The 23,182-nt window shown below is 63.4% G+C and carries 28 protein-coding genes and 1 tRNA gene; 11 read left to right on the plus strand and 18 right to left on the minus strand.

What is annotated here, in order from left to right:
- Nucleotides 1–19 precede the first annotated feature (19 nt).
- Nucleotides 20–94, minus strand: a tRNA-Gly gene (locus LHJ54_RS02250).
- A gap of 211 nt (nucleotides 95–305) precedes the next feature.
- Here LHJ54_RS02250 and LHJ54_RS02255 point away from each other — a divergent pair.
- Nucleotides 306–1,229, plus strand: coding sequence for a tetratricopeptide repeat protein (locus tag LHJ54_RS02255; protein WP_228244266.1), 924 nt, complete (start codon nucleotides 306–308; stop codon nucleotides 1,227–1,229).
- A gap of 13 nt (nucleotides 1,230–1,242) precedes the next feature.
- A complete protein-coding gene (locus LHJ54_RS02260; protein WP_228242324.1) occupies nucleotides 1,243–1,851 on the plus strand; it encodes an LON peptidase substrate-binding domain-containing protein in 609 nt (202 codons plus the stop codon).
- 3 nt (nucleotides 1,852–1,854) lie between these two features.
- Here LHJ54_RS02260 and LHJ54_RS02265 read toward each other — a convergent pair whose 3' ends face one another.
- From LHJ54_RS02265 to argB, 5 genes are all read right to left on the minus strand, one after another.
- Complete coding sequence (locus LHJ54_RS02265) at nucleotides 1,855–2,490, minus strand: MarC family protein (protein WP_228242325.1); 636 nt, start codon at nucleotides 2,488–2,490, stop codon at nucleotides 1,855–1,857.
- Nucleotides 2,487–3,254, minus strand: a complete 768-nt coding sequence (locus tag LHJ54_RS02270; protein ID WP_228242326.1) for a hypothetical protein — start codon at nucleotides 3,252–3,254, stop codon at nucleotides 2,487–2,489. Before LHJ54_RS02270 ends, LHJ54_RS02265 begins: the two co-directional genes overlap by 4 nt.
- Nucleotides 3,255–3,339: 85 nt before the next feature.
- Nucleotides 3,340–4,233: a bifunctional methylenetetrahydrofolate dehydrogenase/methenyltetrahydrofolate cyclohydrolase FolD gene (gene folD / locus LHJ54_RS02275; protein ID WP_228242327.1), complete on the minus strand. Its 894-nt coding sequence runs from the start codon at nucleotides 4,231–4,233 to the stop codon at nucleotides 3,340–3,342.
- Nucleotides 4,230–4,508, minus strand: a complete 279-nt coding sequence (locus LHJ54_RS02280; RefSeq protein ID WP_228242328.1) for a YggT family protein — start codon at nucleotides 4,506–4,508, stop codon at nucleotides 4,230–4,232. Before LHJ54_RS02280 ends, folD begins: the two co-directional genes overlap by 4 nt.
- A gap of 80 nt (nucleotides 4,509–4,588) precedes the next feature.
- A complete protein-coding gene (gene argB, locus LHJ54_RS02285; protein WP_228242329.1) occupies nucleotides 4,589–5,491 on the minus strand; it encodes an acetylglutamate kinase in 903 nt (300 codons plus the stop codon).
- An 88-nt stretch (nucleotides 5,492–5,579) separates the two neighbouring features.
- Here argB and LHJ54_RS02290 point away from each other — a divergent pair, with 88 nt between their 5' ends.
- Together LHJ54_RS02290 and LHJ54_RS02295 are read left to right on the plus strand one after the other, a co-directional pair.
- Nucleotides 5,580–6,173 (plus strand): thermonuclease family protein, encoded by a 594-nt coding sequence (locus LHJ54_RS02290; RefSeq protein ID WP_228242330.1) that lies wholly within the window; start codon nucleotides 5,580–5,582, stop codon nucleotides 6,171–6,173.
- Nucleotides 6,174–6,256: 83 nt separating this feature from the next.
- The gene (locus LHJ54_RS02295) at nucleotides 6,257–6,475 is read left to right on the plus strand and encodes a hypothetical protein (protein ID WP_228242331.1); all 219 of its coding nucleotides are present in this window, start codon (nucleotides 6,257–6,259) and stop codon (nucleotides 6,473–6,475) included.
- A 31-nt stretch (nucleotides 6,476–6,506) separates the two neighbouring features.
- On the opposite strand, the gene LHJ54_RS02300 is transcribed toward LHJ54_RS02295, so the two are convergent.
- The 3 genes from LHJ54_RS02300 to LHJ54_RS02310 all read right to left on the minus strand — a co-directional run bounded on the left by LHJ54_RS02300 (nucleotide 6,507) and on the right by LHJ54_RS02310 (nucleotide 8,350).
- The gene (locus tag LHJ54_RS02300) at nucleotides 6,507–6,815 is read right to left on the minus strand and encodes a YgdI/YgdR family lipoprotein (RefSeq protein ID WP_228242332.1); all 309 of its coding nucleotides are present in this window, start codon (nucleotides 6,813–6,815) and stop codon (nucleotides 6,507–6,509) included.
- Nucleotides 6,816–7,146: 331 nt separating this feature from the next.
- On the minus strand, nucleotides 7,147–7,512 hold the full coding sequence (locus LHJ54_RS02305; RefSeq protein WP_306437037.1) for a DUF1294 domain-containing protein: 366 nt from the start codon (nucleotides 7,510–7,512) through the stop codon (nucleotides 7,147–7,149).
- Nucleotides 7,513–7,819: 307 nt separating this feature from the next.
- On the minus strand, nucleotides 7,820–8,350 hold the full coding sequence (locus LHJ54_RS02310) for a hypothetical protein (protein WP_228242333.1): 531 nt from the start codon (nucleotides 8,348–8,350) through the stop codon (nucleotides 7,820–7,822).
- A 254-nt stretch (nucleotides 8,351–8,604) separates the two neighbouring features.
- Between LHJ54_RS02310 and LHJ54_RS02315 the strand changes: the two genes are divergently transcribed.
- Both LHJ54_RS02315 and LHJ54_RS02320 read left to right on the plus strand, forming a co-directional pair.
- Entirely contained in the window at nucleotides 8,605–9,117 is a 513-nt protein-coding gene (locus LHJ54_RS02315; RefSeq protein ID WP_228242334.1) for a hypothetical protein, read from the plus strand.
- A 7-nt stretch (nucleotides 9,118–9,124) separates the two neighbouring features.
- Nucleotides 9,125–9,889, plus strand: coding sequence for a hypothetical protein (locus tag LHJ54_RS02320; protein WP_228242335.1), 765 nt, complete (start codon nucleotides 9,125–9,127; stop codon nucleotides 9,887–9,889).
- Nucleotides 9,890–10,012: 123 nt separating this feature from the next.
- Here LHJ54_RS02320 and LHJ54_RS02325 read toward each other — a convergent pair whose 3' ends face one another.
- Together LHJ54_RS02325 and LHJ54_RS02330 are read right to left on the minus strand one after the other, a co-directional pair.
- On the minus strand, nucleotides 10,013–10,918 hold the full coding sequence (locus tag LHJ54_RS02325; RefSeq protein WP_228242336.1) for an IS1595 family transposase: 906 nt from the start codon (nucleotides 10,916–10,918) through the stop codon (nucleotides 10,013–10,015).
- A 560-nt stretch (nucleotides 10,919–11,478) separates the two neighbouring features.
- Nucleotides 11,479–12,555: a ribonucleotide-diphosphate reductase subunit beta gene (locus LHJ54_RS02330; protein ID WP_228242337.1), complete on the minus strand. Its 1,077-nt coding sequence runs from the start codon at nucleotides 12,553–12,555 to the stop codon at nucleotides 11,479–11,481.
- 160 nt (nucleotides 12,556–12,715) lie between these two features.
- On the opposite strand from LHJ54_RS02330, the gene LHJ54_RS02335 reads away from it, so the two are divergent.
- Nucleotides 12,716–12,874 carry a hypothetical protein gene (locus LHJ54_RS02335; RefSeq protein ID WP_228242338.1) on the plus strand — a complete coding sequence of 53 codons (159 nt, stop codon included), beginning with the start codon at nucleotides 12,716–12,718 and terminating at the stop codon, nucleotides 12,872–12,874.
- Here the strand turns inward: LHJ54_RS02335 and LHJ54_RS02340 are convergent.
- Nucleotides 12,871–13,914, minus strand: coding sequence for an acyltransferase (locus LHJ54_RS02340; protein WP_228242339.1), 1,044 nt, complete (start codon nucleotides 13,912–13,914; stop codon nucleotides 12,871–12,873). The two genes, LHJ54_RS02335 and LHJ54_RS02340, sit on opposite strands and share 4 nt — an antisense overlap.
- Nucleotides 13,915–14,067: 153 nt before the next feature.
- On the opposite strand from LHJ54_RS02340, the gene LHJ54_RS02345 reads away from it, so the two are divergent.
- Entirely contained in the window at nucleotides 14,068–14,328 is a 261-nt protein-coding gene (locus LHJ54_RS02345) for a hypothetical protein (protein WP_228242340.1), read from the plus strand.
- A 38-nt stretch (nucleotides 14,329–14,366) separates the two neighbouring features.
- On the plus strand, nucleotides 14,367–14,597 hold the full coding sequence (locus LHJ54_RS02350; protein ID WP_228242341.1) for a DUF2171 domain-containing protein: 231 nt from the start codon (nucleotides 14,367–14,369) through the stop codon (nucleotides 14,595–14,597).
- Between the two features lie 74 nt (nucleotides 14,598–14,671).
- On the opposite strand, the gene LHJ54_RS02355 is transcribed toward LHJ54_RS02350, so the two are convergent.
- The gene (locus LHJ54_RS02355; protein WP_228242342.1) at nucleotides 14,672–15,043 is read right to left on the minus strand and encodes a DUF4440 domain-containing protein; all 372 of its coding nucleotides are present in this window, start codon (nucleotides 15,041–15,043) and stop codon (nucleotides 14,672–14,674) included.
- Nucleotides 15,044–15,178: 135 nt separating this feature from the next.
- Nucleotides 15,179–17,098 (minus strand): ribonucleoside-diphosphate reductase subunit alpha, encoded by a 1,920-nt coding sequence (locus LHJ54_RS02360; protein ID WP_373457063.1) that lies wholly within the window; start codon nucleotides 17,096–17,098, stop codon nucleotides 15,179–15,181.
- Between the two features lie 569 nt (nucleotides 17,099–17,667).
- On the opposite strand from LHJ54_RS02360, the gene LHJ54_RS02365 reads away from it, so the two are divergent.
- Nucleotides 17,668–18,294 (plus strand): PEPxxWA-CTERM sorting domain-containing protein, encoded by a 627-nt coding sequence (locus LHJ54_RS02365; protein ID WP_228242344.1) that lies wholly within the window; start codon nucleotides 17,668–17,670, stop codon nucleotides 18,292–18,294.
- Between the two features lie 159 nt (nucleotides 18,295–18,453).
- On the opposite strand, the gene LHJ54_RS02370 is transcribed toward LHJ54_RS02365, so the two are convergent.
- From LHJ54_RS02370 to LHJ54_RS02385, 4 genes are all read right to left on the minus strand, one after another.
- Nucleotides 18,454–18,963, minus strand: coding sequence for a ferritin-like domain-containing protein (locus tag LHJ54_RS02370; RefSeq protein ID WP_228242345.1), 510 nt, complete (start codon nucleotides 18,961–18,963; stop codon nucleotides 18,454–18,456).
- Between the two features lie 129 nt (nucleotides 18,964–19,092).
- A complete protein-coding gene (gene nadB / locus LHJ54_RS02375) occupies nucleotides 19,093–20,685 on the minus strand; it encodes an L-aspartate oxidase (RefSeq protein ID WP_228244267.1) in 1,593 nt (530 codons plus the stop codon).
- A 25-nt stretch (nucleotides 20,686–20,710) separates the two neighbouring features.
- A complete protein-coding gene (locus tag LHJ54_RS02380) occupies nucleotides 20,711–21,865 on the minus strand; it encodes a calcium:proton antiporter (protein ID WP_228242346.1) in 1,155 nt (384 codons plus the stop codon).
- Nucleotides 21,866–22,810 carry an ABC transporter ATP-binding protein gene (locus LHJ54_RS02385; RefSeq protein ID WP_228242347.1) on the minus strand — a complete coding sequence of 315 codons (945 nt, stop codon included), beginning with the start codon at nucleotides 22,808–22,810 and terminating at the stop codon, nucleotides 21,866–21,868.
- Nucleotides 22,811–22,904: 94 nt separating this feature from the next.
- Here LHJ54_RS02385 and LHJ54_RS02390 point away from each other — a divergent pair, with 94 nt between their 5' ends.
- Nucleotides 22,905–23,162, plus strand: coding sequence for a zinc-finger domain-containing protein (locus tag LHJ54_RS02390; protein WP_228244268.1), 258 nt, complete (start codon nucleotides 22,905–22,907; stop codon nucleotides 23,160–23,162).
- The last annotated feature ends 20 nt before the right edge of the window (nucleotides 23,163–23,182 follow it).

Below are 23,182 nucleotides of genomic sequence, written 5' to 3' on the forward strand. Positions count from 1 at the left end.
GCCAACTCAATTGGAAAACTGGAGCGGGCGAAGGGATTCGAACCCTCGACCCCAACCTTGGCAAGGTTGTGCTCTACCCCTGAGCTACGCCCGCTCTGGCGTGACCGGCTTGGCTGTTCGCCGCCGGTGGGGAGGCGCGCGATTAGCAACCGGGCCAGCGGCGGGCAAGGGGTAATTTGCACACTGGCAGCCCCAGACCTGCTCGCAGTCGGCCGCGCTCTTCACATTGGCGGGGCAGCGCCCACATGGTAGAGCTTCGCGATGGTCGCGGCGCACAGCAAGAGGAAACACGCATCTTGGCAAGCATGGGTCTGAACCTGGACGAACAGAAGGCCGTCGACCGGTTCCGCAAGCAGGTAGTCGAGCCGTCGATGACGAAGCTCGTTGTGCTCGATTTCTATGCTGACTGGTGCGGCCCCTGCAAGGCGCTGACCCCGCTGCTGGAAAAGGTGGCGGGAGAGTATGCCGGTAAGGGCGTGGTGCTGGAAAAGATCGATGTCGACGCCGAACAGTTCATCGCGGCGCAGTTCCAGGTCCGCTCTATCCCTACTGTTTACGCGATGTTCCAAGGCCAGCCTGTCGCCGACCTGACCAGCGCACGGACCGAAACGCAGCTGCGCGCAGCGCTGGACCAGCTGCTCGCACAATTGCCGGTACAAGGCGGCAATGCGGCCGATCCGGGCGCGCCGTCCAGGGAGGAGATCGCGCAATTCATCGCCATGGGCGACCAGGTTCTTGCCGGGGGTGAGGCTGATCGCGCCGTCGGCATCTTCAGCCAGGTTGTGGATATGGCACCGGACGACGCGGCCGCGCATTCCGGACTGATCCGCGCCCTGTCGCAGGCCGGCCGAACGGATGATGCTGCAGCGGCGCTGACCGCAGCGCAAGCAAATCCCGCGCTCGCCGGCAATCCGCAGATCGCCGCGGCAAAGAACGTCCTGGAACTCGCCGGCAGCCGCATGGATGAGACCGAGCTGGCCGCTCTTCGCCAGAGGGCTGCGGCAGACCCCGCCAACATGGAGGCGCGGCTGGCCTATGCCGAAGCCGCCTTCGCCAGCGGCCAGCGCGATGCCGCCGCCGACGAACTGCTCGCCATGATCGAAGCGGACCGGGAATGGAATGACGGCGCGGCGCGGGCCAAGCTGTTGCAGATCTTCGAAGCGGTCGGCCTGGAAGATGCGTGGGTCATCGCCACCCGCCGTCGTCTTTCGCGTCTGCTCTTCGGCTGAACGGACACGACCGGTGCGCCTGTCCATCTTTCCCCTGCCTGGCGCGATATTGTTTCCCGGCCTGCAGTTGCCGCTGCACATCTTCGAGCCGCGTTACCGCGCGCTGGTCAGCGACGCGCTGGCGCGGGATCGGCGGATCAGCATGATCCAGCCCCGGCAGCTGGGCGAGAGCGGTTCGCTGTATGATGTTGGCTGTATCGGGCGCATCGGCGAGTTTGAGGCACTTGAGGACGGCCGCTACAATCTCATCCTCGAAGGCGAGCGGCGATTCCGCCTGATCCGTGAACTGGACGTGACCACGGCCTTCCGTCAGGTGGAAGGCGAGGCTATTGAAGAGCCTGAGGATCAATACCTCGCATCGGTCGAGCGGGCCGGATTCGAGCAGGAGGCGCGCCGTTTCGCTGACCGGCAGGGTTACAGCGTGGATTGGGATTCGGTCGCCAAGCTGGACGACCAGTCGCTTATCAACGGGGTGTCGCAGATTGCGCCGTTCGACGCCGCGGCGAAACAGGCCCTTCTGGAAGCGCACGATCTGACCGCGCGCTGCGAACTGCTGATCCAGCTGATGCAGTTTTTCGGCCTGCATGATGGCGGCGACGATGGCCGCGTGACCTTGCAGTAGCGGTCAGACCCCGAAACTGCCGCGCAGGCCGTCGATCACGTATTGCGCGGCCAGCGCCGCCAGCAGGACGCCGAGCAGCCGGGTGATCACCGCCTCGACCCGTGCGCCGAACAGCCGCATCAGCGGTCCCGCGGCAATCAGCGCAAACATCGTCAGCACCAGCACCGCGAGCAGCGCGGCCATGACCACCAGCGACTGTTCCGGGCCGTTAGCGGCGCTCGTCAACAGCATGATTGACGCGATCGCTCCTGGTCCCGCGAGCATCGGCATGGCCATGGGGAACACCGACACGTCCTCGACTTCGGATGTGTTCAGATTTTCGGCAAGCACTTTTTCCGCCCGTTCCTCTCGCCGTTGGGTACGCTTTTCGAACACCATGTCGAGCGCAATGAGGAACAGCATCAGTCCGCCAGCGATGCGGAAGCTGTCGAGATCGATATGCAGCGCGCGCAGCAGATCTTCGCCCACCAGCGCAAAGCCGATCAGGATAGCCCCCGCAATCAGCGTTGCACGGATCGCCATGGCCCGCGCCTGCTGCGCGTTGGCCTCCTTGGTAAGCCCCGCATAGATCGGCGCGCAGCCCGGCGGATCGATGACCACGAACATGGTGATGAAGGCGGAGAAGAACAGTTCCATCATCGCAACAACGTCACCTCTCCCGCGGGGCCAACCTCAAGCCTGACCGCCTGGGTCAGCACGCCGCCCGCCGCCTGCATAGCGCTGAAACTCCGCCGGCCATCCGCGAAATGCGCCCAGTTCCACACCAGTGTGCCATCGCTCGACGTTCCCGAACCGGCGGTCGCTCCTGCGCCGGGGGTGTCCGGCAGCGACAGCGGACCTGCCGGGGCGCAGTCGGCGACGTCGCCGCGGATCATCGGGGTCGCTTCGACCAGAATGGCACCGCGCTCGAGCATCTCGGGTGTGATCGGCCGCTGCCGCACAAGGGCAGGATCTGGGGCGCGCAGCATGTAGTTCCAGCGATAGGCGCGGTTGGGCTGCCGCTGCCACGTGGTGACGTAATGACCGCGCTCGCCGTCGCGGGCGGCATATTCGCCATACGACACCGCTGCCTGGCCATCGCAGCTCAGCCACACCGCCTTGGGCGCCCATTGCACTCCTGCCCCGCTTTCCGTGCGGTTGCGCGTCCATTCGCGGGCGGCGACCGGTCCGGCGGCAAGGTGTAGCACCGCGTCAGGTGTCGCAAACTCGCGCAGAGCCGCCGCTTCTCCGTCCTGCCGCGCGGCACGCGCCGCGGCAAGTTCCGTCGCGATCAGGGCGCTGGGCTGCGCCCGGCCGGGCGCGTCCGCCAGCACCCGGTCTATCGCCGTCACCCGGTTGTCGCTCGCGGCGCACGCCGCCGTCAGCGCGATGAACAGGAGGGAAGCGGACCTGGCGAACATCATTGGCTCATCGTGCTCCTGCCACTCGGCCCCTTGGCTACCCTGTGCGCGTCAGGACGCAGGAATGGGAGCTTCTTTGCAGCCTATCCTATATGTCCGGCTTGGCCAGACCTGAGTTCTGATATGCCGCAACCAGCGTGTTGCGCAACAGGACGGCAATGGTCATTGGCCCCACGCCTCCCGGCACCGGCGTGATCGCGCCTGCGACTTCGCGCGCTTCTGCAAAAGCCACGTCGCCCACCAGCCGGCCCTTGCCGGCACCCGGTTCGGGCGGGAGGCGGTTGATGCCGACATCGATAATCGTGGCGCCGGGCTTCAACCAGTCGCCGCGCACCATTTCCGCCAGGCCAACCGCCGCCACCACGACATCCGCCCGCCGCACCACCTCGGCCAGGTTCCTTGTGCGGCTATGCGCTATCGTCACCGTCGCATTGGCCTGAAGCAGCAGCTGTGCCATCGGCTTGCCTACGATGTTGGAACGACCGATCACCACCGCCTCCATGCCGGACAGATCGGACCCGTGCCGCTCTTCCAGCAGCATCATGCAACCCAGCGGAGTGCAGGGTACGAACCCGTCCTGCCCGACGGCCAGCCGTCCGGCATTGCTGACATGGAAGCCGTCAACGTCCTTGTCCGGGCTGATCGCCGCGATCACCGCCTGCGCGTCGAGCTGCGGGGGCAGGGGCAGCTGCACCAGAATGCCGTCTACTGCCTTGTCCGCATTCAGCTGTTCCACCAGTGTCAGCAGCGCGTCCTGCGGTGTGTCGGCGGGCAGGTGATGTTCGAAGCTGTTCATGTTCGCGGCCACGGTCGCCTTGCCCTTCGCGCCGACATAGACCTGGCTGGCTGCGTCTTCGCCGATCAGCACCACCGCCAGCCCCGGTTTGCGTTCCGCCTGCCGGGCGAAATCCAGCGCCAGCGCGCCAACCCGTTCCCGCAGGCGGGCGGCGGCTGCCTTGCCGTCGATTACCTCGGCCGTCATACCGCCAGATTGCGCAGGATGATCAGCACGGCATTGAGCAACAGGATCAGCACCAGCGGCGAAAAGTCGAACGCGCCCGTGTTGGGCATCAGCCGCCGGATGGGCGCGAGCACCGGATCGAGCAGCGCGTTGATCGAATTATAGACCTGCACCATGAACTCATTCGACCGATTGATGACGTTGAACGAAAACAACAGGCCGATGATGAACTGGATGATGATCAGCATCACCAGGACATTGACCAGCATGGAGACGATCTGAATCAGCGCGATCATATTTTGAATGTTTCCCGAACAAGGCTGCAATGCGGTTTGTCTTGGCCGTGCCACAAGCCTTTGACCACGGCAGGCATCATCTAAGCAAGTCCGTCCCGCCGCACCAGCGTTCCCGCGCCGCTGGCAGTGAAGAATTCCAGTAGCATGGCATGCGGCACCCGCCCGTCGAGCACGACGGCCGCTTCGCAGCCGGCATCGACCGCCGCAATGCAGGTTTCCAGCTTGGGGATCATCCCGCCGGTGATCGCGCCCTCGGCGCGCAGCCGGGCGATGTCAGCAGGCGTCAGATCGCTGAGCAGCTTACCGTCAGCATCCAGCACGCCCGCCACATCCGTCAGCAGGAACAGCCGCGCCGCGCCAAGCGCGGCCGCCAGCGCGCCGGCCATGGTGTCGGCGTTGATGTTGTAGGTTTCACCTTCCACGCCGGCGGCGATCGGCGCGACCACGGGGATCATGCCGCCCGCAACGGCGGCATCGATGAGGGCGGTATCGACCGCCACCGGTTCACCCACAAAGCCCAGGTCCACCGCCTGCTCGATCGCGCTGCCGGGGTCGGGTGCGGTCCGCTCCAGCTTGCCGGCAGTCACCAGGTTGCCATCCTTGCCGGAAACTCCAATCGCCCGCCCGCCCGCGGCCGCGATCAGTCCGACCAGCTGTTTGTTGATGGCCCCGGACAGAACCATTTCGGCCACTTCCATGGTTGCGCGGTCGGTTACGCGCAGCCCGCCGACAAAGCGGGTCTTGACCCCCAGCTTGTCCAGCATCGCGCCGATCTGCGGCCCCCCGCCGTGCACCACCACCGGGTTGATGCCGACCGCCTTCAGCAGCACCACATCCTGCGCGAAGTCCCGGCCGCTGTCCGGATCGCCCATGGCGTTGCCGCCATATTTCACGACAAAGGTGCGGCCGGCGTAGCGCTGCAGATAGGGCAGCGCCTCGATCAGCACCTGCGTCTTGGCGAGGAGGGCGGAAGCGTCGGTCATCCCGTTCCGCCGCCTCTAGCCTTCCCGTCGGCCCGAGGGAAGCGGGTTTGCTGTGGAGGCGTGGGCGCCCAGGCGCTAGGCAACCGCGATGCGCTGGCGTTCTTCATCTTCCCGCAAGCCTTGCGGCGCGGGCCCAGGCGGCACCGGCGGGCTGACCGGCGGCGGTCCCCTGCCCCGGCCAGCCCGCTTCGGCACGCCCGCCAAGGGTCGGCCCGGCAGACTGACATCAGCGTGGCGGTGGCTGGCGCTGGCAACCCTCCTCGCTTTAGGAGCTTTGTGGCTGGTCCGACTGCTGCTGCCGGTCGACCGCCGGGAAGTGCCGGCCTTTATCTGGCAGCCGTGCGCCGATGCGCCATCGCGCGACCGCTGCGTCGTCGACGGCGACACCATCCGGCTGGACGGCGAAACCGTGCGCATCGCCGGGCTGGACGCGCCCGAGCTTGCCGGACGCTGCGAGGCAGAGCGGATCGCGGCCCGCGCTGCCCGCGATGCGCTGATAGGCTGGCTCAGCGAAGGGGGCTTCACCAGCGCCCCAGAACCCGGCGGCAACGACCGTTACGGCCGCCCGTTGCGCATCCTCAGCCGGAACGGCGTGTCTGTCGCCGACGCGCTGGTTTCCCGCGGGGTCGCCCGCCCCTACGCCGGTGAAGCCCGTCTCGACTGGTGCGCCGCGGAAGGATAGCGGCGGGAGAGCAACCCCGATGCGACGAGCTGCGGCAACCAGGGCATGACAGCGCCCCGCACCTTGCGCTAGGCTGCCGCCCCATGGGCAAGATCATCAGGTTCGATCCCGACCGCCGCCGCAAGCAGGGCCGGCGCAGCTGGACCCGGCCGGAGGATTACGTGCCGCCCGCCGCGCCCGCCCCGCAGCGCGACCGGCCGCGCACCCACGCCCCTCACGCAAAAGCGCAATGGCCCGCCCGGCTGACGGTCGCCGGGATCATCGCGGCCGGGGTGGCGGTGTCGCTCCTGGGGCTGCAATAACGCCAGTCGAAGCGCCAGCCGGGATCGAAGGTCAGCGCGGCGGTGGCATCGGCACAGGCGTGGTCGTTGCCGTAGGCGTCGGCGCAGGAGTTGGCGTCGCCGGCAGGGGCGTGGGCGAGATCGCCGATTGCGTTTCGGTCGTCACCGTGACCGGCGCTTCCGGCAGGACAACCGGCGCGGCGCCCGGCGTCGGCTCCGACACGATCAGCTGCGACCCGTCGTTGGTGGTCGCGTCCACCTCATAGGCGGTTTCATCCTGCCCCCCGCACGCGGCGAGCGCGACCGACAGGCATCCCGCCAGCAGCGCAGAGGCAGTTTTCGTCCGGGACAGCATGGCCATTTCTCCTTGATCCAATGCCAGATCAGCGCCCCTTGCCCGCGTTGGTTCCAGCCCTCGACGAAGGCGGGCCGGGGGAGACATGGACCGCATGTTACACGGTCCTGAGGGGAAAAGCGCGAGGCCCGCATGGCGAGCCAGTCCGCCGGCTTTCCGACCGCTTTCCGGGTGAAGGCAGGCGGCGCAGATCGGGCGGGTGAGGCGGTCCATGTCCGCCGTGATAGCGCGCCGGCGGCAGTGTAGGACAGGCGGGATCATGCGAGCGCCACCACGGCCAGCCGCGCTCGCGTATCGCAGGCGTTGCAATGGGCGCGGCCCGGGCCGGCTGTGCGTGTCAGTGGTCGAGCAGGTCGATATTCGTCCGACCTTCCGATACCGCCGCCAGCAATTTCTGCGCCCCCGGTACGGCGTCAAGCGGCACGAACGCCGTCAACGCCGCGACCGCTGCCTGCAGTACGGCGATCGTCCGCAGGGACGAGCAGAACGGCTGCTTGCGCGTCTTGTGCCGGAACACGTGCCGCCCGGCATAGGCGCCGCCGGTCCCGCCGATCAGCGCAAGCCGCAGCAACGTGCCCTCCCTGATCCGCCACGCCCCGGCCTCGGCCCGCGCCTTGTCGATGCCAAAGGCGGCAAAGGCGGCAAAGTTGACTGCGATCAGGTAGTAGATCGCAAGTTCGAGCGGTTGGGCAGAAACAGGCATGGGCGGCGTCCGGTTGTGGGCGCGTGCGAGGATAGTCGGGAGAAGTTAAGGAGCGGTAGTTAAAGGTGCCTTTATTCGGTTAAGGCGATCCAACCAGATCATTCGCCCCACCGGGTTGTCACACGCGTGAGGATGGTAGCCAAGACGCGCTTGGTTAAGTCTGCCTCAAGGGGTCTGCGAAAACTGCTGGCGAACCTCCAATGGACATATCTCTGACGATGTAGTCGCCTGCCTCGCGTGTGGCGGGCAAGCGGTGGATCACCCTGTTGTGCAAGTCGCCTGCTGCAGTTTTCATAACGCTGATGAACTAAGCTGTACTAGATTGCTGATAACGAAGCCATTGCCAGTTGCTGGGGAAACTACTTGAGGCTAGCGGCGGCCTTGCCTCTTCTGGTATAAAGGTCACAAAGCCTTTCTGAATGGCGTCCACCAAAAAGCAAATGTGGTCTGGATTTTTGCCATTTTGCTCTAGGTAATATTGAATTGCATGTGCCAGGCCTTGTCGCCGATACTCCTCAGTAGATGGTTGCATTCCAATAGGCTGTTTAACGACCCCTTCCAATATCATTGAACCGCTGGCCATTCCGTACTCTTGCTCCAGAACCCATACGCCACACATGCGTCTTGCAGCTACCTCATACTCGTTCTGAATGGCGAGGATCTGCATTTGACTGACTTTACTGCCTAGCTTCGAGAGGTAAGGTCTTAAGTGATATTCACATGCACCTATATCGCTAGACACGCAGATGACAGCGCAATCATCTATGCGTACATACATTGATTGATACTCGTAAGCATCGAAGTAGTTAAAGCGGCAACTTTCAGTAGAATCAACCACGCGCGCCGAATACATAGAGCCAATGCATGATCTATCTAAAACTATATCGAATATATATGATCTTACAACCGCGTGAGCGTTATGAAAATGTGCCCAATCTAGGTGGTCTCCCAGGCTCTTCTGTTTCTTTCGTCGGTGCTTCTCAACCATCACAAACATGTCATGATAATGAGTTTCCCGTTTATCCCCTTGACCCACGCTTCTTGATGGCGGCCTGACTCGCCAATCGCCGTTGCCCTCGATATGCAGAGGCGATGGCGGAAACCCTTCGCGAACTTGTCGAAGCTAAAAAGCTAATCGCCAATCCAACCGATTGGAGCACGCAGGGGCGTTGCCTCGATCTGAAGCTGCCTCTGATGATCGGCGGCCTGATCGAAGAGCAATTCTTCTTCCGCGCCACGGCCATTGCAAGCCTGCCCGACGAGCAAGTCGTTTTTCAGCTCGAATATCATGGCCTGCGTATTCCCGGCGGGACGGGGCCACTGTGTCGCTTGGAGTGGCGACCGAAAGGCGTCCACAACAACAAGGGCAAGGGGCCTCCCGAGTTTCGATTCATGGATCAGGCGGGAACGCATCTTCATTCATTCGAAGATAATTGGTGCGAGAAAAACGGCGCGCTTCTTCGCGACAATTTGCCGGTTGCGCGCCCAGTTCCGCAACCCATTCAAGGGTTTACCGAGTGCCTTCAAGTCGTCGGGAATCTGTTCCGAATCAACAACATAGATGTTGTCAAACCACCCGAATGGGTGCTATCGTTCGGGTGGTAATGAGACAATGGGCGACATCCTAACCAAGGCCGATTTCGAGATGGCGATAGGCGCTGCGGTTTCGCGCCTTGTCTCCGTGCGTCACGATTCCTCTGGCGCGTTCGTCACAACTCCGACGATGTATCCGAGCGGCGGTAGCGTAGTCGTTTGGATCAGCCGGGAGCCTCCATACTTTCGCGTGTCCGATTACGGCTTCGGCCATCGCGAGTGCGCGATTATGGGCGCCGACCGCCGCCAATTCATGAGGCGCGCAGAGCCTGTGGCTGAGGCCGCAGGGGTCACGGTCACGAACGACGGAGCCTTTGAGGTCACCGTCGCGGAAGGGCAGCTAGAAGGCGCAATCAAGGCCATTTCAGCGTGTTCCCAAGAGGCGGCGATGCGGTTCGCCCATCGCATCTTCCAGCGCCAGCAAGCCGATGCCGGAACCATTGTCTTCAACAAATTACAGCGCATCTACGGCGAGCACGCCGTCGCCAAGGAAGTCGATTTCCTAGGGGCCTCGCATTCGCATTGGCGCATCGATGTCATGGTGAAGCGCGACGACGAGGTTGCGCTATTCGATACGGTGACGCCGTGGGCGCAATCTGTCGCTTTCACGCTGGCCAAGTTTGGCGACATCCGCCTTTTACCGGACGCTCCAGCCCGAACGGCGGTGCTGGCGCAGAAGGGGGGCTATGGAAACTGGCTTACTGCTCTCGCACAGAATGCGAGCATTATTCAGGCGTCCGCAGAAGACGATGCGTTTCGCCGGGCTGTGAGTTTGAATTCGTGAATTCGCGACTGACCCTTTCGGAGGCAATCGCTCAAGGCCGATTAGACGACTTCGCACGCCAGGCTGAAGCCGATGGCATCGGCCCCGCCGATCGCACCATGTTCGACGCCTTAATGGGGCGCGTCACAGCGCCCCAACCAGAAGGTCAAACATCCCGTTCACCCGCCCCCGGTGCGTCGCGCGGAAAGTGAACTCGTCGAGATAGCGCTGCATATGCTTGCCGCTGATCTGGACATGGGTTGACCGCACCGAAGCCTTGAACAGCTTCCAGAAGCCCTCCACGGTGTTGACGTGGAACGTCTCGCCAGCGCGGTAATCGTAGAACGCATATTCCTTGCGGCCGTGCTTCACCGCGCCGTGCGTGAAACCGTCGCCAGTGAGTAAGTTGTAACTGTAGAGTTCGTCGGTCGAGACAACCGAACCCGGCTCCACGTTGTCCAGAACCACGTCGCGCAGCGTGTCCTTCTTCACGTTGGGGATCACGACCGCCTTCATGCGACCGCCGCGCTCTGCGAGGCCCATGACGATGGTCTTTCCGGGAGCGCCGCGACCGCGCTTGCCGCCCGAACGGCGACCGCCAACATAGGCTTCGTCGAGTTCGATATGGCCAGCGAGCAGCGCGTCAAAGCCCTGTGCCTTGCTCATGAGAATGCGGATGTGCTGCCCGATGCGATAGGCGGTTTTGTAGGTCACCCCGAGCTGGCGCTGGAGTTCCTTGCCGCTCACACCGTGGCGCGTCGTGCAGAACAGATACATCGCATAGAACCACGAAACGAGCGGGGTGCGGGTGTCGTGAAGGATGGTATTGGCGGTCGGCGCGATCTGGTGAAGGCACTCCGGGCACGCAAAGACTCGGCGGTCACGCAGCTTGTGGAACTGGCTCTCCACGCCGCACGAGGGGCAATCCATCTTCGTGCCGCCGAAGCGCACTGCCATGATGTGTTCGAGGCAAGCCTGCTCGTCCGGGAAGCGGGCGAAGAACTCGCGAACGCTGAACTCGGCGCTGGCAGAGGGGCTTTTCTTGGACATGCCATCTTATGCCATGCCCGATAACGTGGGTCAAGGGGATAAACGGGATGAGTTTTCAATCTTAGGAAGCAGAGCCAAGCAAAAAGTCTCGGATCTGACCGGCGGACTAACTTGTCTACTTCAGATTGCCCCATTGCAAAAGCTATTGAGACTGCATCTTCAAGCTCTTTTCCAAGTTTAAAGTTGCAATTCACGCAACAAGGGACAGTCATTGTTGTGAACTTTTTCTTCATCCCTCCCGCAAGGTTCATACCGTGATCAGATAGATGGCACCTTTTAACAATCCAGTTCGGTATGACATGCTCTTTGCTCTTCTTACCTCTCCCAGCGCAAATAAAACATCTTGTTCTATCTCCAATTAACTCTTTAAAGTCGTTAGAAGAAAGTTGCACGACGTCTTTGCCACTTCGTGTGACTGTGCTTCCATTAGTCACTGAAAAGACGCTCATCGAACACCACGGCTTATCTGTGGCCTTTGCATCTAGAGCACCAAAGGTTTTTTAACAGTTCACCTGATTAGGTCGACTTTAGATCTTTGCTGACATAGAAACTCACATGACCTACTCCGCCGCCACCCCCAGCACCCCGGCCGGCACATCCCCGAACAGCCCCGGCCCTTCGTTCCCCGCGGCCTCGTCGTTCGCGCTCTCGCTGCGGCCGGCGCCCTGGCGCTTGTCGAAACTTGACCACACGTCGTTCCAGTTGCCGCGCGTTGCCGCCTTGGAATATTCGGTTGCGCGGGTTTCGAAGAAGTTGGCGTGCTCCACGCCGTTGAGCAGCGGGGCAAGCCAGGGGAGCGGGTGGTCCTCCACCATGTAGATCGCGGGCAGGCCCAGTTGCCCCAGCCGCCAGTCGGCGATGTAGCGGATATACTTCTTGATCTCCTTGGCGGTCATGCCGTGAACCGGCCCCTGTTCGAAGGCGAGGTCGATGAAGGCGTCTTCCAGCCGGACGGTCTTCTGGCACATGTCCATGATGTCTTCCTTGACGCTGCGCGTCAGGCAGCCGCGTTCGGCGCAGAAGGCGTGGAACAGCTGGATGATGCCTTCGCAGTGCAGGCTTTCGTCCCGGACCGACCAGCTGACGATCTGGCCCATGCCCTTCATCTTGTTGAAGCGAGGGAAGTTCATCAGCATGGCGAAGGACGCGAACAGTTGCAGCCCTTCGGTGAAGCCGCCGAACATGGCCAGCGTGCGGGCGATGTCCTCGTCATTGTCGACGCCGAATTCCTGCAGGTAGTCGTGCTTGGCCTTCATCTCCTCGTATTCGAGGAACATGCCGTATTCGCTTTCCGGCATGCCGATCGTGTCGAGCAGGTGCGAATAGGCGGCGATATGCACCGTCTCCATGTTGGAGAACGCGGCCAGCATCATCTTGATCTCGGTCGGCTTGAACACCCGGCCGTATTTCTCGTGATAGCAGTCCTGCACCTCGACATCGGCCTGGGTGAAGAAGCGGAAGATCTGCGTCAGCAGGTTGCGTTCGTGATCGGTCAGCTTCTGCGCCCAGTCGCGGCAATCCTCGCCCAGCGGCACTTCCTCGGGCATCCAGTGGATCTGCTGCTGCCGTTTCCAGAACTCGTACGCCCAGGGGTATTCGAAGGGCTTGTAGGTCTTGCGGGCTTCGAGAAGGGACATGGGACGATTCGCTCCTGCGGCGGGTTCTGATCGGGTGGGACCTGCCAATATAGGCGCGCACGCGGGCTGGCCAACGCGTGAATGGCCGCCAAGCTGGGGATAAGTGCCGGAACACGCGCGCGGCTCCGTTTGTTGCAGGGGGGGCAAGGAGATGAAAGCCATGGGCGAGTACGAACCAGACGACAGCCGCGACGTGACTTTGGGCAAGCCGAAGAACCCGGTCGAACCGGACCGCACCGGAGCGCGCGAGGACGAAGCGCGGGAAAAGGCTCGCAAGGACGAATCGGCGGCGCCCGTGAAGGGGCAGCCGCGCGCCTAATAGGTGCGCAGCGCCTTTGCCGGTCCGCCCGACGTCCACTGCCGCGCGCGGTCGGTGAAATGCTGCTCGTAGTAAAAGGTGGATAGATGGGCAGCCGCCCACGTCACCAGCGCGAGCAGTGGACGTTTCAGGTACTTCTCCAGCGTGTCGCCGCTGCCCAGCCAGGTAGCGGTGAACATCATGTGGAACACATACAGCGCGTAACTGATCTGGGCGATATATGCGGCCGGTCGCGAGCATAGCACCTGCTCGAGCCACCGCGGCACACGGTACAGCGTCACCCCCACCATCAGCGCCACCGCATACGGCCGCGCATAGGCCAGCGGGCTGTCGATAAACCAGGTACAGGCAAGCGCGATCAGTACCGCCACGGGCAAGGGTATGGCGGACAGCAAGCGCTGCGGTCGCTCACCAAGCGAGCCGAAGTAGATCAGGGCGAGTATCGCGCCCGCCAGAATTTCGTCAATGCGGTGCCAGGTGATGATGCTGATCGTCTCTCCCGCCGCGATCCGCGCCAGCGTGACGCCAAGCGCGATCAGCGGAAGCAGGTAAAGCGCCCGGCGCCCTCCCAGCGCGACGAGCAGCGCGACCCCGACGTAAAAGTGCATCTCCACCGCCAGGCTCCACAGATGCTCTCCACCGATGAACAGGCGGGCGGGCGGCAGGTTGCCGTAGAACAGGAGATTTGCGGCAAGGTGCGCAGTATCCGCTTGCGCCGTGCCCTGCCACCACGCGGCCAGAAACAGCGCAGCTACCGCCGCCCAGGCCAGCGGCAGGATCCGCATTACCCGGCGTACGAGGAACGGCCCCGACTCAGGCCGCTTCAGCATGAAGTGCGTGATGAGAAAGCCCGACAGGGTAAAGAACAGCGCCATGCCGCCTGCGCCGGCCGCCTCGTTCGCGCCCGGCACCACGGCGTTGAGCGGCAGCCAGTGGCCAGCGATGACCGACAGGATCGACACGGCCCGCCATCCGTCCAGAACCCCGAAGCGTTCGGACGTGGATGCAGCCGAGCCGCCAAGGGAAGGGGTGGCGCTCATCAGTTTTCTTATACCGTCCCCTGCCCCGCCGCAAAGCCTGCGCTTCTGCCGTCAGCCCTCTCCTCTAGTCGCGGCTGCTTACCAGCGCATTAAATCGGTTGCCGGAACGACCGGACCGGCGCGCGCATTGGTCACGGGAAAGGAAGCTTCACCATGAACAGTCAGAAACAGACGCACGGCGGCAGCAACTTGTCGTCGCAGAACCAGTCGGCGGATACCCCGCAGGCGCAGGCAGGCTATGGCAACTCCCAGGACGAGCAGGGCCACGGCGAGGAGAATGGCAGCAGCCAGGACGGCGATGCGCATGACAGCCCCGACGAGCCGCAGGCAGGCGAAGCAATCCCCGGCGAAACCTCAAACGACCCCGCCCAGCAGGCCCGCGCCGATGGCAATCCGCAGCTCTACGAGGGCTGATTCGCCCTCGCCCGCAATCGAAGCAGAAAGGAAGAAGCATGTTCGAAAAGATGCGTATCAAGGAACACATGGAAGTAACCGATGCCGCCGGACAGCATGTCGGCACCGTCGACAAGGTCGAGGATGACCGGATCAAGCTGACGAAGTCCGACAGCAGCGATGGCCAGCATCACTACCTGATGGTGGATGACGTGGAAAAGATCGAAGACAACCGCGTGTACCTGAAGTCCGATGCCCGCACACCCGCGGGGTCAGGCGCCAACGTCTGATAGCCGCTGGATGACGCAAAAGCCCGCCGGATCATCAAAAATCCGGCGAGCTTTTCGATGTCCGTAAGGTGGCTCTACTCGTCCGGCTCGGCGACTTCCATACCCAGCGGGGTCTGCTGGTGCTGGATCACATCCCATTGCTCGTGCTTCAGGCGCCGCAGCGTACTGGTGCACAGCGCATGGTACTTCTGCTCGCCCTTCTGCGCCTTGACGCGATAGGCAATGACGATAAGCCCTTCCTGCGGCCGCTCCACCCGCTGGTCGAGGAATTCGGCCTTGTCCCAGCGCGGCGTCGCCTTGACCGCTTCGCGCGCCTGCGCCCCGTCGAACAGCCACGGCTGATGCGGCAGGGCCATCACCACGTCATCCGCCACCTTCCGGTCATAGGCGTCGGGCGGCCCGGTCCAAAGCTCCTGCTCGAAGTCCCAGATGCGGCTGTCGTCCATGCGTTCGCTCTCCTGCTTGAGGAGAGTTAACGCGCGGGACGGCAGATGGGTTCAGTTCTATTTCAGCGCCGCCGCTCTCTGCGTGCGATCATGCCCGCTGACAATTTCCCGACGAGGGAAGATGCCGGCCTCCTTTCACTGACAGGCCAGACACTCGTCGTAATCCGTGCTCGAAGCCAGCTCGTATTTCGGTGCCTCGGAAGTGTTGTCCGCCTCGACCCCGCCGGCGAAGCCTGCGCGTTGCACCGACTTCGACCGCAGATAATACAGCGACTTGATGCCCTTCTCCCATGCCTGGAAGTGGAGCATCATCAGGTCCCATTTGTCGACATCGGCCGGGATGAACAGGTTCAGCGACTGCGCCTGGTCGATAAACGGTGTGCGGTCGGCGGCGAATTCAAGGAGCCAGCGCTGGTCGATCTCGAACGAGGTCTTGAACACCGCCTTCTCCTCGGCCGACAGGAAGTCGAGGTGCTGCACGCTGCCGCCCCGCTCCAGAATCGAGTTCCACACATTCGTCGAGTCCTTCGACTTTTCGCGCAGAAGCTGTTCCAGATACGGATTCTTGACGATGAAGCTGCCCGACAGCGTCTTGTGGGTATAGATGTTGGCCGGGATCGGCTCGATGCACGCGCTGGTACCGCCGCAGATGATCGAGATCGACGCGGTCGGCGCGATCGCCATCTTGCAGGAAAACCGTTCCATCGCCCCCATGTCGGCGGCGTCGGGACACGGCCCCCGCTCCTGCGCCAGCAGCAGGCTGGCCTCTTCCGCCTTGGCACTGATGTGCTTGAACATCTTGAGGTTCCACACCTTGGCCATCGGCGATTCGAACCCGATGTTCTTGGACTGCAGGAAGGAGTGGAAACCCATCACGCCCAGCCCGACGCTGCGTTCGCGGCTGGCCGAATACTTCGCCCGCGCCATTTCGTCGGGCGCGCGGTCGATGTAATCCTGCAGCACATTGTCGAGGCAGCGCATCACGTCCTCGATGAACTGCTTGTCGGTCGACCATTCGTCCCACTTTTCAAGGTTGAGCGACGACAGGCAGCAGACCGCCGTGCGGTCCTGCCCGAGGTGGTCGCGCCCGGTCGGCAAAGTGATCTCCGAACACAGGTTGGACGTTGACACTTTCAAGCCCAGATCGCGGTGATGCTTGGGCATGGCACGGTTCACCGTGTCGGAAAACACGATGTAAGGCTCGCCCGTGGCGAGACGCGTTTCCACCAGTTTCTGGAACAGCGACCGTGCGTCCACCGTCTTGCGGGTGGTGCCGTCCTTGGGCGACACGAGGTCGAAGTCAGCGCCCGCACGGACCGCTTCCATGAAGGCGTCGGTCAGCAGCACGCCATGATGGAGGTTCAGCGCCTTGCGGTTGAAGTCGCCACTTGGCTTGCGGATTTCGAGAAACTCCTCGATTTCCGGGTGCGAGATGTCGAGGTAGCACGCGGCCGATCCTCGTCTAAGGCTGCCCTGGCTGATCGCCAGCGTCAGCGAATCCATGACCCGGATGAACGGAATGATGCCGCTCGTCTTGCCGTTCAGGCCAACGGGTTCGCCAATGCCGCGCACCTCACCCCAGTAGGTGCCGATACCCCCACCCCGGCTGGCCAGCCAGACGTTCTCGTTCCAGGTGCCGACGATCCCTTCCAGGCTGTCGGAGACGGAGTTCAGGTAGCACGAGATGGGCAGGCCGCGCCCGGTGCCGCCGTTCGACAGAACAGGGGTCGCGGGCATGAACCACAGGCGCGAGATATAGTCGTAGAGCCGCTGGGCATGATCCGCGTCGTCGGCATAGGCATCGGCCACGCGGGCGAACAGGTCCTGGAAGGTTTCGCCGGGCAGCAGATAACGATCGGTCAGCGTTTCCTTGCCGAATTCGGTAAGGAGTGCGTCACGGCTGTGATCGGTCTTGATGGTGAAGCGCCGGGCATTCACCGTCTTGCTGTCCGACACAGCCGCGGCGGCCAGGGCGCTGGCGGCTTCGCCCATGGCCGAAGTTGCCGCGTCGACCAGGGTTGCCGAACCGCTATCCGCCTTGTCCATCATCATCATCACCGTTCTCGCCTCGTCTGCGCCGCTCGCCGGAACCGAATTATCGGCTTTGTCCGCCAAGATGGTACCCGTGTCCCTGAAATCCATGAATCGCCTTCCAACCCCAGCCTTTTCCAAACCCGGCCTTGTCACCGGTTTCAGACAGTTAACTTCTGCCCTGTCGCAGCGACGCCGTGCTTAACCATTGCACGCCTTGCACCCGGCCAGATCCGTTGCCGCGCAAGGCGCTGGCGGGCCGATGATGATGGATAGAGCCGGCGCGCACCGCAAGGGGATCGGGCCAACTAATGCAATCAGGCGCCTCGCCTGCCATTCCTCGCATCTGCGACTCGTGGAAATAAGGGGAGTTACAGCCGCTGAAAATCGTGGAAAAATAATTTGCCGCTCAGGCCTTCTCGCAGAGCCGCGGCGGCGTCGGAAACCAGGCTCGACCACCCCTGTCCCGCAATGAAGCGCCTGACAAATATCCCTAATATGGGTAGCTAACACTATTGTGAGGAAGGTTAACGAAGCGTAGGCGGCAGCCTCAGGCGTTCACATCGGCTTGGATGCCACACAGGGGGGAAATCATGAACAAAGCCGTTCTTTGCGCCGGTATAGCCGCGACCGTTCTGGCCGCGGCGCCGGTTGCTGCCGCGACCACCATCAGCGGATCGGTCAGCAGCGTCACCGTCAACAACACCGATCCCGGCCTGGTGATCAATGCCGCCCCGGTGGCCTTTCCCAGCTTCACGCTGACGAACGCGGGCGATTTCGCCGAGTACACGGTGCTCACGATCGGAACGCCGGAAGGCACGGTCAACATTCCCGAGGACTTCAGCCCGCGGCCGATCTCCGTCGCCTTCTCGTTCTCCAGCCCGACCGGAGCGACCGGAGCGCCGATTACCGGCAACACGCTCGGCTTCATCAACCTGAACCTGTTCGGCAGCTGCGGCATCATCGCGCGCGGGTGCGGACAGGCGATCTTCAACGCGCCGTCCGTCTTCAACTTCGGTCAGGGCGGCCAGTTCTCCGTGGCCCTGTCGAATGCGACGTTCGCCACGCCGGGCACTGCCAGTGTGACTGGCCGCTTCACCCTTATCAGCAACGCCGTGCCGGAACCGTCCACCTGGGCGCTGATGCTGCTCGGCTTCGGCGCTGTGGGCGCGGCGATGCGTTCACCCAAGCGGCGGCGGACGACGGTCGCCTACGCCTGAACCATTGTGGTGAATACATGAAAAAAGGCGGGCCTCGCAGCCCGCCTTTTTTGTTGAAGCTGTCTGGCTCCGGCCAGGAATTGCAAGGGTCAAGGAGCGCGATGGCCGGGACAGCGCCGGAACGGGCGGGGAACAACCCGCCCGGCTCTGACCTGACCCTTACGCGTCCTCGCCTTCCTTGGCGCGCAGATTGATGCTCTTTTCGGCAAGATCGGTCATGTTCTCGTCCGCGTTGTAGATGTCGCTGACGATCTTATCGAGTTTCTCGACATGGTCTTTCTTGCCCAGTGCCTCGGCAAAGGCCTTGGCCGAACCCAACCCGGCTATGCCGTAGTGGCACATCCGCTGATACTGGGTGATGATCACCACATCGCGCACGTCGCCATCGTCGATGTCGGCGTCGATGGCATGCTTGTGGGCTTCTTTGACGAGGCCTTCCATGCCCTTGCAATGCTCCTTCTCGTCCTCGCCCAGTTCGTCGAGGATTTCGCGGATGGTCTTGGTGTGCTGCTCGATGCCGGACGAAGCCTTTTCCAGGCGCTCCTTCAGCTTGCTGTCCGTGGCGACCTTGGCCATTTCGCGCACCGCTTTGAGCATCTGATCGTTGGCCGACCAATTATCGGCCAGTTCTTCGGTGTAACAATCCAGAAGGTTGGTAGGGGCAGACATGAAGATCTCCTTGGTTGGTTGACCCGGCGGAGAGGATTCCGCCGTTTGCCGTTCAACGCAGGAGAGTAGCATTCTATCCGTCCTCGCGGGTTTGGCGCGACCGGCGGAAGGGGATGCGCGCCAACCCGATCAGGGGATGAGAACCGTGTCCCGGGCAACCGGTTGGGTATCCGGGTAATCGCGCGTGAAATGCAGCCCCCGGCTTTCCTTGCGCTGCAGGGCGGAGCGGACGATCAGTTCCGCGCACTGGTGCAGGTTGCGCAGTTCTATGAGGTCGGTCGTGACCCGGAAACTGCCATAGTAATCCTCGATCTCCTGCCCCAGCAGGCGGATGCGGTTGGCCGCCCGCTCCAGCCGCTTCGTGGTGCGAACGATGCCGACATAGTTCCACATGAACCGGCGGATTTCGGTCCAGTTCTGCTTGATGACGACCTCCTCGTCCGAATCCGTCACCCGGCTTTCGTCCCATGGGCGGATGGCTGGCGGGGCGGCAAGCTGATCCCAAGAGGCGAGGATGTCCCTTGCGGCCGCTTCGCCGAAGACAAAGCATTCGAGCAGGCTGTTGGAGGCCAGCCGGTTAGCCCCGTGCAACCCGCTTTGCGTGCACTCCCCCGCCGCCCACAGGCCCGGCAGATCGGTGCGCGCGGCAAGGTCCACCTCCACCCCGCCGCAGGTGTAATGCTGCGCGGGAACCACGGGGATCGGCTGGGTGGTCATGTCAATGCCAAGGCTGCACAGCTTTTCATGGATGGTTGGAAAATGGCTGCGCACGAAATCGGCCGGCTGATGGCTGATGTCGAGATGGACGTAATCGAGGCCGAACCGCTTGATCTGGTCGTCGATGGCGCGCGCCACCACGTCGCGCGGCGCCAGTTCCAGCCGCTGGGGATCGTAATCCGCCATGAAACGGTGCCCGGTTTCGGGATGCAGCAGGCGGCCACCTTCGCCCCGGACGGCTTCGGTGATGAGGAAGTTCTTGACGTCCAGATGGTAAAGGCAGGTCGGATGGAACTGCATCATCTCCATGTTGGAGACGCGGCAGCCGGCCCGCCAGGCCATCGCGATGCCGTCGCCGGTCGCGCCGCGCGGCGCGGTGGAAAACTGGTACACGCGCCCCGCCCCGCCCGCGGCGAGCACGGTGGCGCGGGCGACATGCGCCTCGACCCGGCCGGTCGCCTCGTCGAGGGCGTAGACCCCCCACACCGTGCCCGCGCCGCTGAACCGCTGGGCATTGCGACCGTTGATGAGGTCGATGCAGGAGCGGCCCGGCAGCAGGGTGATGTTCGGACTGGCGCGCGCGGCCTTCAGCAGCGCCTCCTGCACCGCCCAGCCGGTCGCGTCATTGACGTGAACGATCCGGCGATGCGAATGCCCCCCTTCGCGCGTCAGGTGCAGCGCCGAACCTTCGGCGTTGAAGGGAACGCCCAGCTCGCGCAGCCGGTCGATCGAACGGGGCGCGTTCCCGACGACATATTCTACCGTGGCGCGGTTGTTGAGGCCGGCACCAGCGATCATCGTGTCGCGGATGTGTTCTTCGAAGGTGTCACCCTGATCCAGCACCGCCGCAATCCCGCCCTGCGCCCAGGCGGTCGATCCGCCGTCGAGCGAACCCTTGGCGAGCACCAGCACCCGCCGGTGTTCGGCCAGGGCGAGCGCGGTGGTCAGCCCGGCGGCACCGGAGCCGATGACCAGAACGTCGTAGTTTTCGGAGTGGCTGGAAATCGGCTCGGCTTTCTGCGCGTGTGCTTCAGGGTATGATGGTGGTGAACAGATAGACGGCCAGGATCACCAGGTGAACCATGCCTTGCAGCACTGTGCTGCGTCCGCTCGCCAGCCCCACGGCAGTGACGAACATCGCCAGCGCGAGCAGGGTCATGGTCTTGGGTCCCACGCCCAGCGCCAGCGGCAGTTCGAACAGCAGCGACACCACGGCTACTGTGGGTATGGTCAGGCCGATGGTTGCCAGAGCCGATCCGAAGGCGAGGTTTACGCTTGTCTGCAGCCGGTTGCGCCGTGCCGCGCGAACAGCCGCAAGGCTTTCGGGCGCCAGCACCATTCCGGCGATGACCACTGCCACGATCGCCAGCGGGAGGCCCGCGGCGAGCACTGCGCGCTCGACCGTCGGCGCAATCGCCGTCGCCAGCAGGATCACCGCCGTCAGGGCGACCAGCAAGGTGGCGAGCGCGGCGAGAGACAGGCGGCCAGACGGCCGCGCGACCTCCAGATCGCGCGTCCCGGTATCCTGATCCGGCAGGAAATAGTGCCGGTGGCGCACTGTCTGCACCATCACATACGTCGCATAAAGGATTAGCGACACGGCCGCCACGAACAGCAGCTGCGCCGGCGAATAGAACGCGCCCGGCTCGCTGATGGTGAAGTTCGGCAAGGCCAGCACCAGCACCGCGAGTGCGGCAAGGGTGGACAAACCCGCACTGACGCCGGGCAAGCTCAGCCGCTGTTCCCCATGACGCAGCCCGCCAAGCAGGAATGACGCGCCCAGCATCCCGGTCAGGATCAGCATGATCGCGGCCACCACCGTATCGCGCGCCAAGGTGGACGCGTCCCCGGCCTCGGACAGCATCAGGGAGACGATCAGCGAAACCTCGATCACCGTCACGGACACCGCCAGCACCAGCGTGCCGAACGGCTCTCCGACGCGTTGGGCGACGACTTCCGCATGATGGACAGCGGCGATCACGCACCCGACCAGCAGGGGCGCCATCAGCAACGCCGGCACCGCTCCGGCAGTCACCATGTTCAGCAGCCATGCGCCCAGTCCGAATACCGGCAGAAGCAGCGCCCACGCGGGTAGGCGGGTTAGCCCCTTGGGCAGGACAGGCCGGCGGTCTTCCACCAGCGGATTGCGCGAACCGGTCGCCAGATCGGGCAGCGACCCGTCCATCTACGGCGCGCCCGCGCCCATGCTGGTCAGCCGGACAAACACATCTTCAAGGTCGGCTTCGCGGGTGGTCACGTCCTCGATCGCGTAACCATGCCGCTGCACCAGCGCCAACACCTGGCCGGCGGTGGCCTCGTCCCGGTCGTAGGTTATCTCCACCGTTCGTTCGCCAATGGCATCGACCTTGCGGAAGAAGGGTTCGCGCAGCGGCGCGTCGATGTCGCGGTCGACCGATATGCGCACGACCTTTTCCCGCGTCATCTCGACCAGTTCGCGGGTGGGCTTGTCCGCGATCAGTTCACCGTGATTGATGATGGCGATGCGGTCGCACAGCGCCTCCGCCTCTTCCAGGTAATGCGTGGTGAGCACCACGGTGACGCCCTGCGCATTGAGCTCGGTGACAAGCTCCCACAGCTGGCGCCGCAGTTCGACGTCCACCCCCGCGGTCGGCTCGTCCAGCACCAGAATGGGCGGGGAATGAACCAGCGCCTTGGCAATCAGCAGCCGCCGCTTCATCCCGCCCGACAGCGTGCGGGCGTAGGCATCCCGCTTGTCCGACAGGCGCACTGCCGCCAGCAGTTCCTCGCTTCGCCGTTCCCCCTTGGGAATCCCGTAGAAACCTGCCTGGTTCTCCAGCACCTCGAACGGCGTGAAGAACGGGTCGAACACGATTTCCTGCGGCACGATGCCGATCGAACGCTTGGCGTTGCGCGGGTGCCGGGTGATGTCGAACCCCCAGATGGACGCATCGCCGTCCGTCTTGACGACCAGACCGGCCAGGATGTTGATGATGGTCGACTTGCCCGCGCCGTTGGGACCCAGCAAGCCGAAGATCTGCCCGCGCGGCACATCGAAGCTGACCCCTTTCAGCGCCAGCTTGCCCTCCTCCCCCCGGCTGCCCGCATAGCGTTTCACGAGATTGTCGATGCGGATGGCTGGCTCTGTCATGCAGGAGGCAGTTAGGCGCAATCGGCGCCATCCGTAAAGCAGGCAAGCGCCATTGCGGAAGCATGCTGCGCGGGCTATCGCCCCGGCCATGCCAATGCCGCCTCCACCCGAAGTCATCAAGGTTACGACGACATATGTCAGCTGCGACGGGGCGACCGCCATCCGCGGCGGGCCGACGTTCCGCGCATCGGCGCTGGGCCATCCCAAGATCTATCTGACCATCGACGAGCATGGCTATGTCGATTGCGGATATTGCGATCGCCGCTTCGTGCTGGAAGGCGGTCCGGCTGACGGGGCGGACCAGGCCACTTTGCGCGATATCTCCGAAGGCAGCGATCCGGGCCACAGGTGACGCCGGAAACGCGCGGCCAG

The sequence above is a fragment of the Porphyrobacter sp. GA68 genome, from assembly GCF_022605525.1.
In the GTDB taxonomy this organism is placed as follows: Bacteria; Pseudomonadota; Alphaproteobacteria; order Sphingomonadales; family Sphingomonadaceae; genus Qipengyuania_B.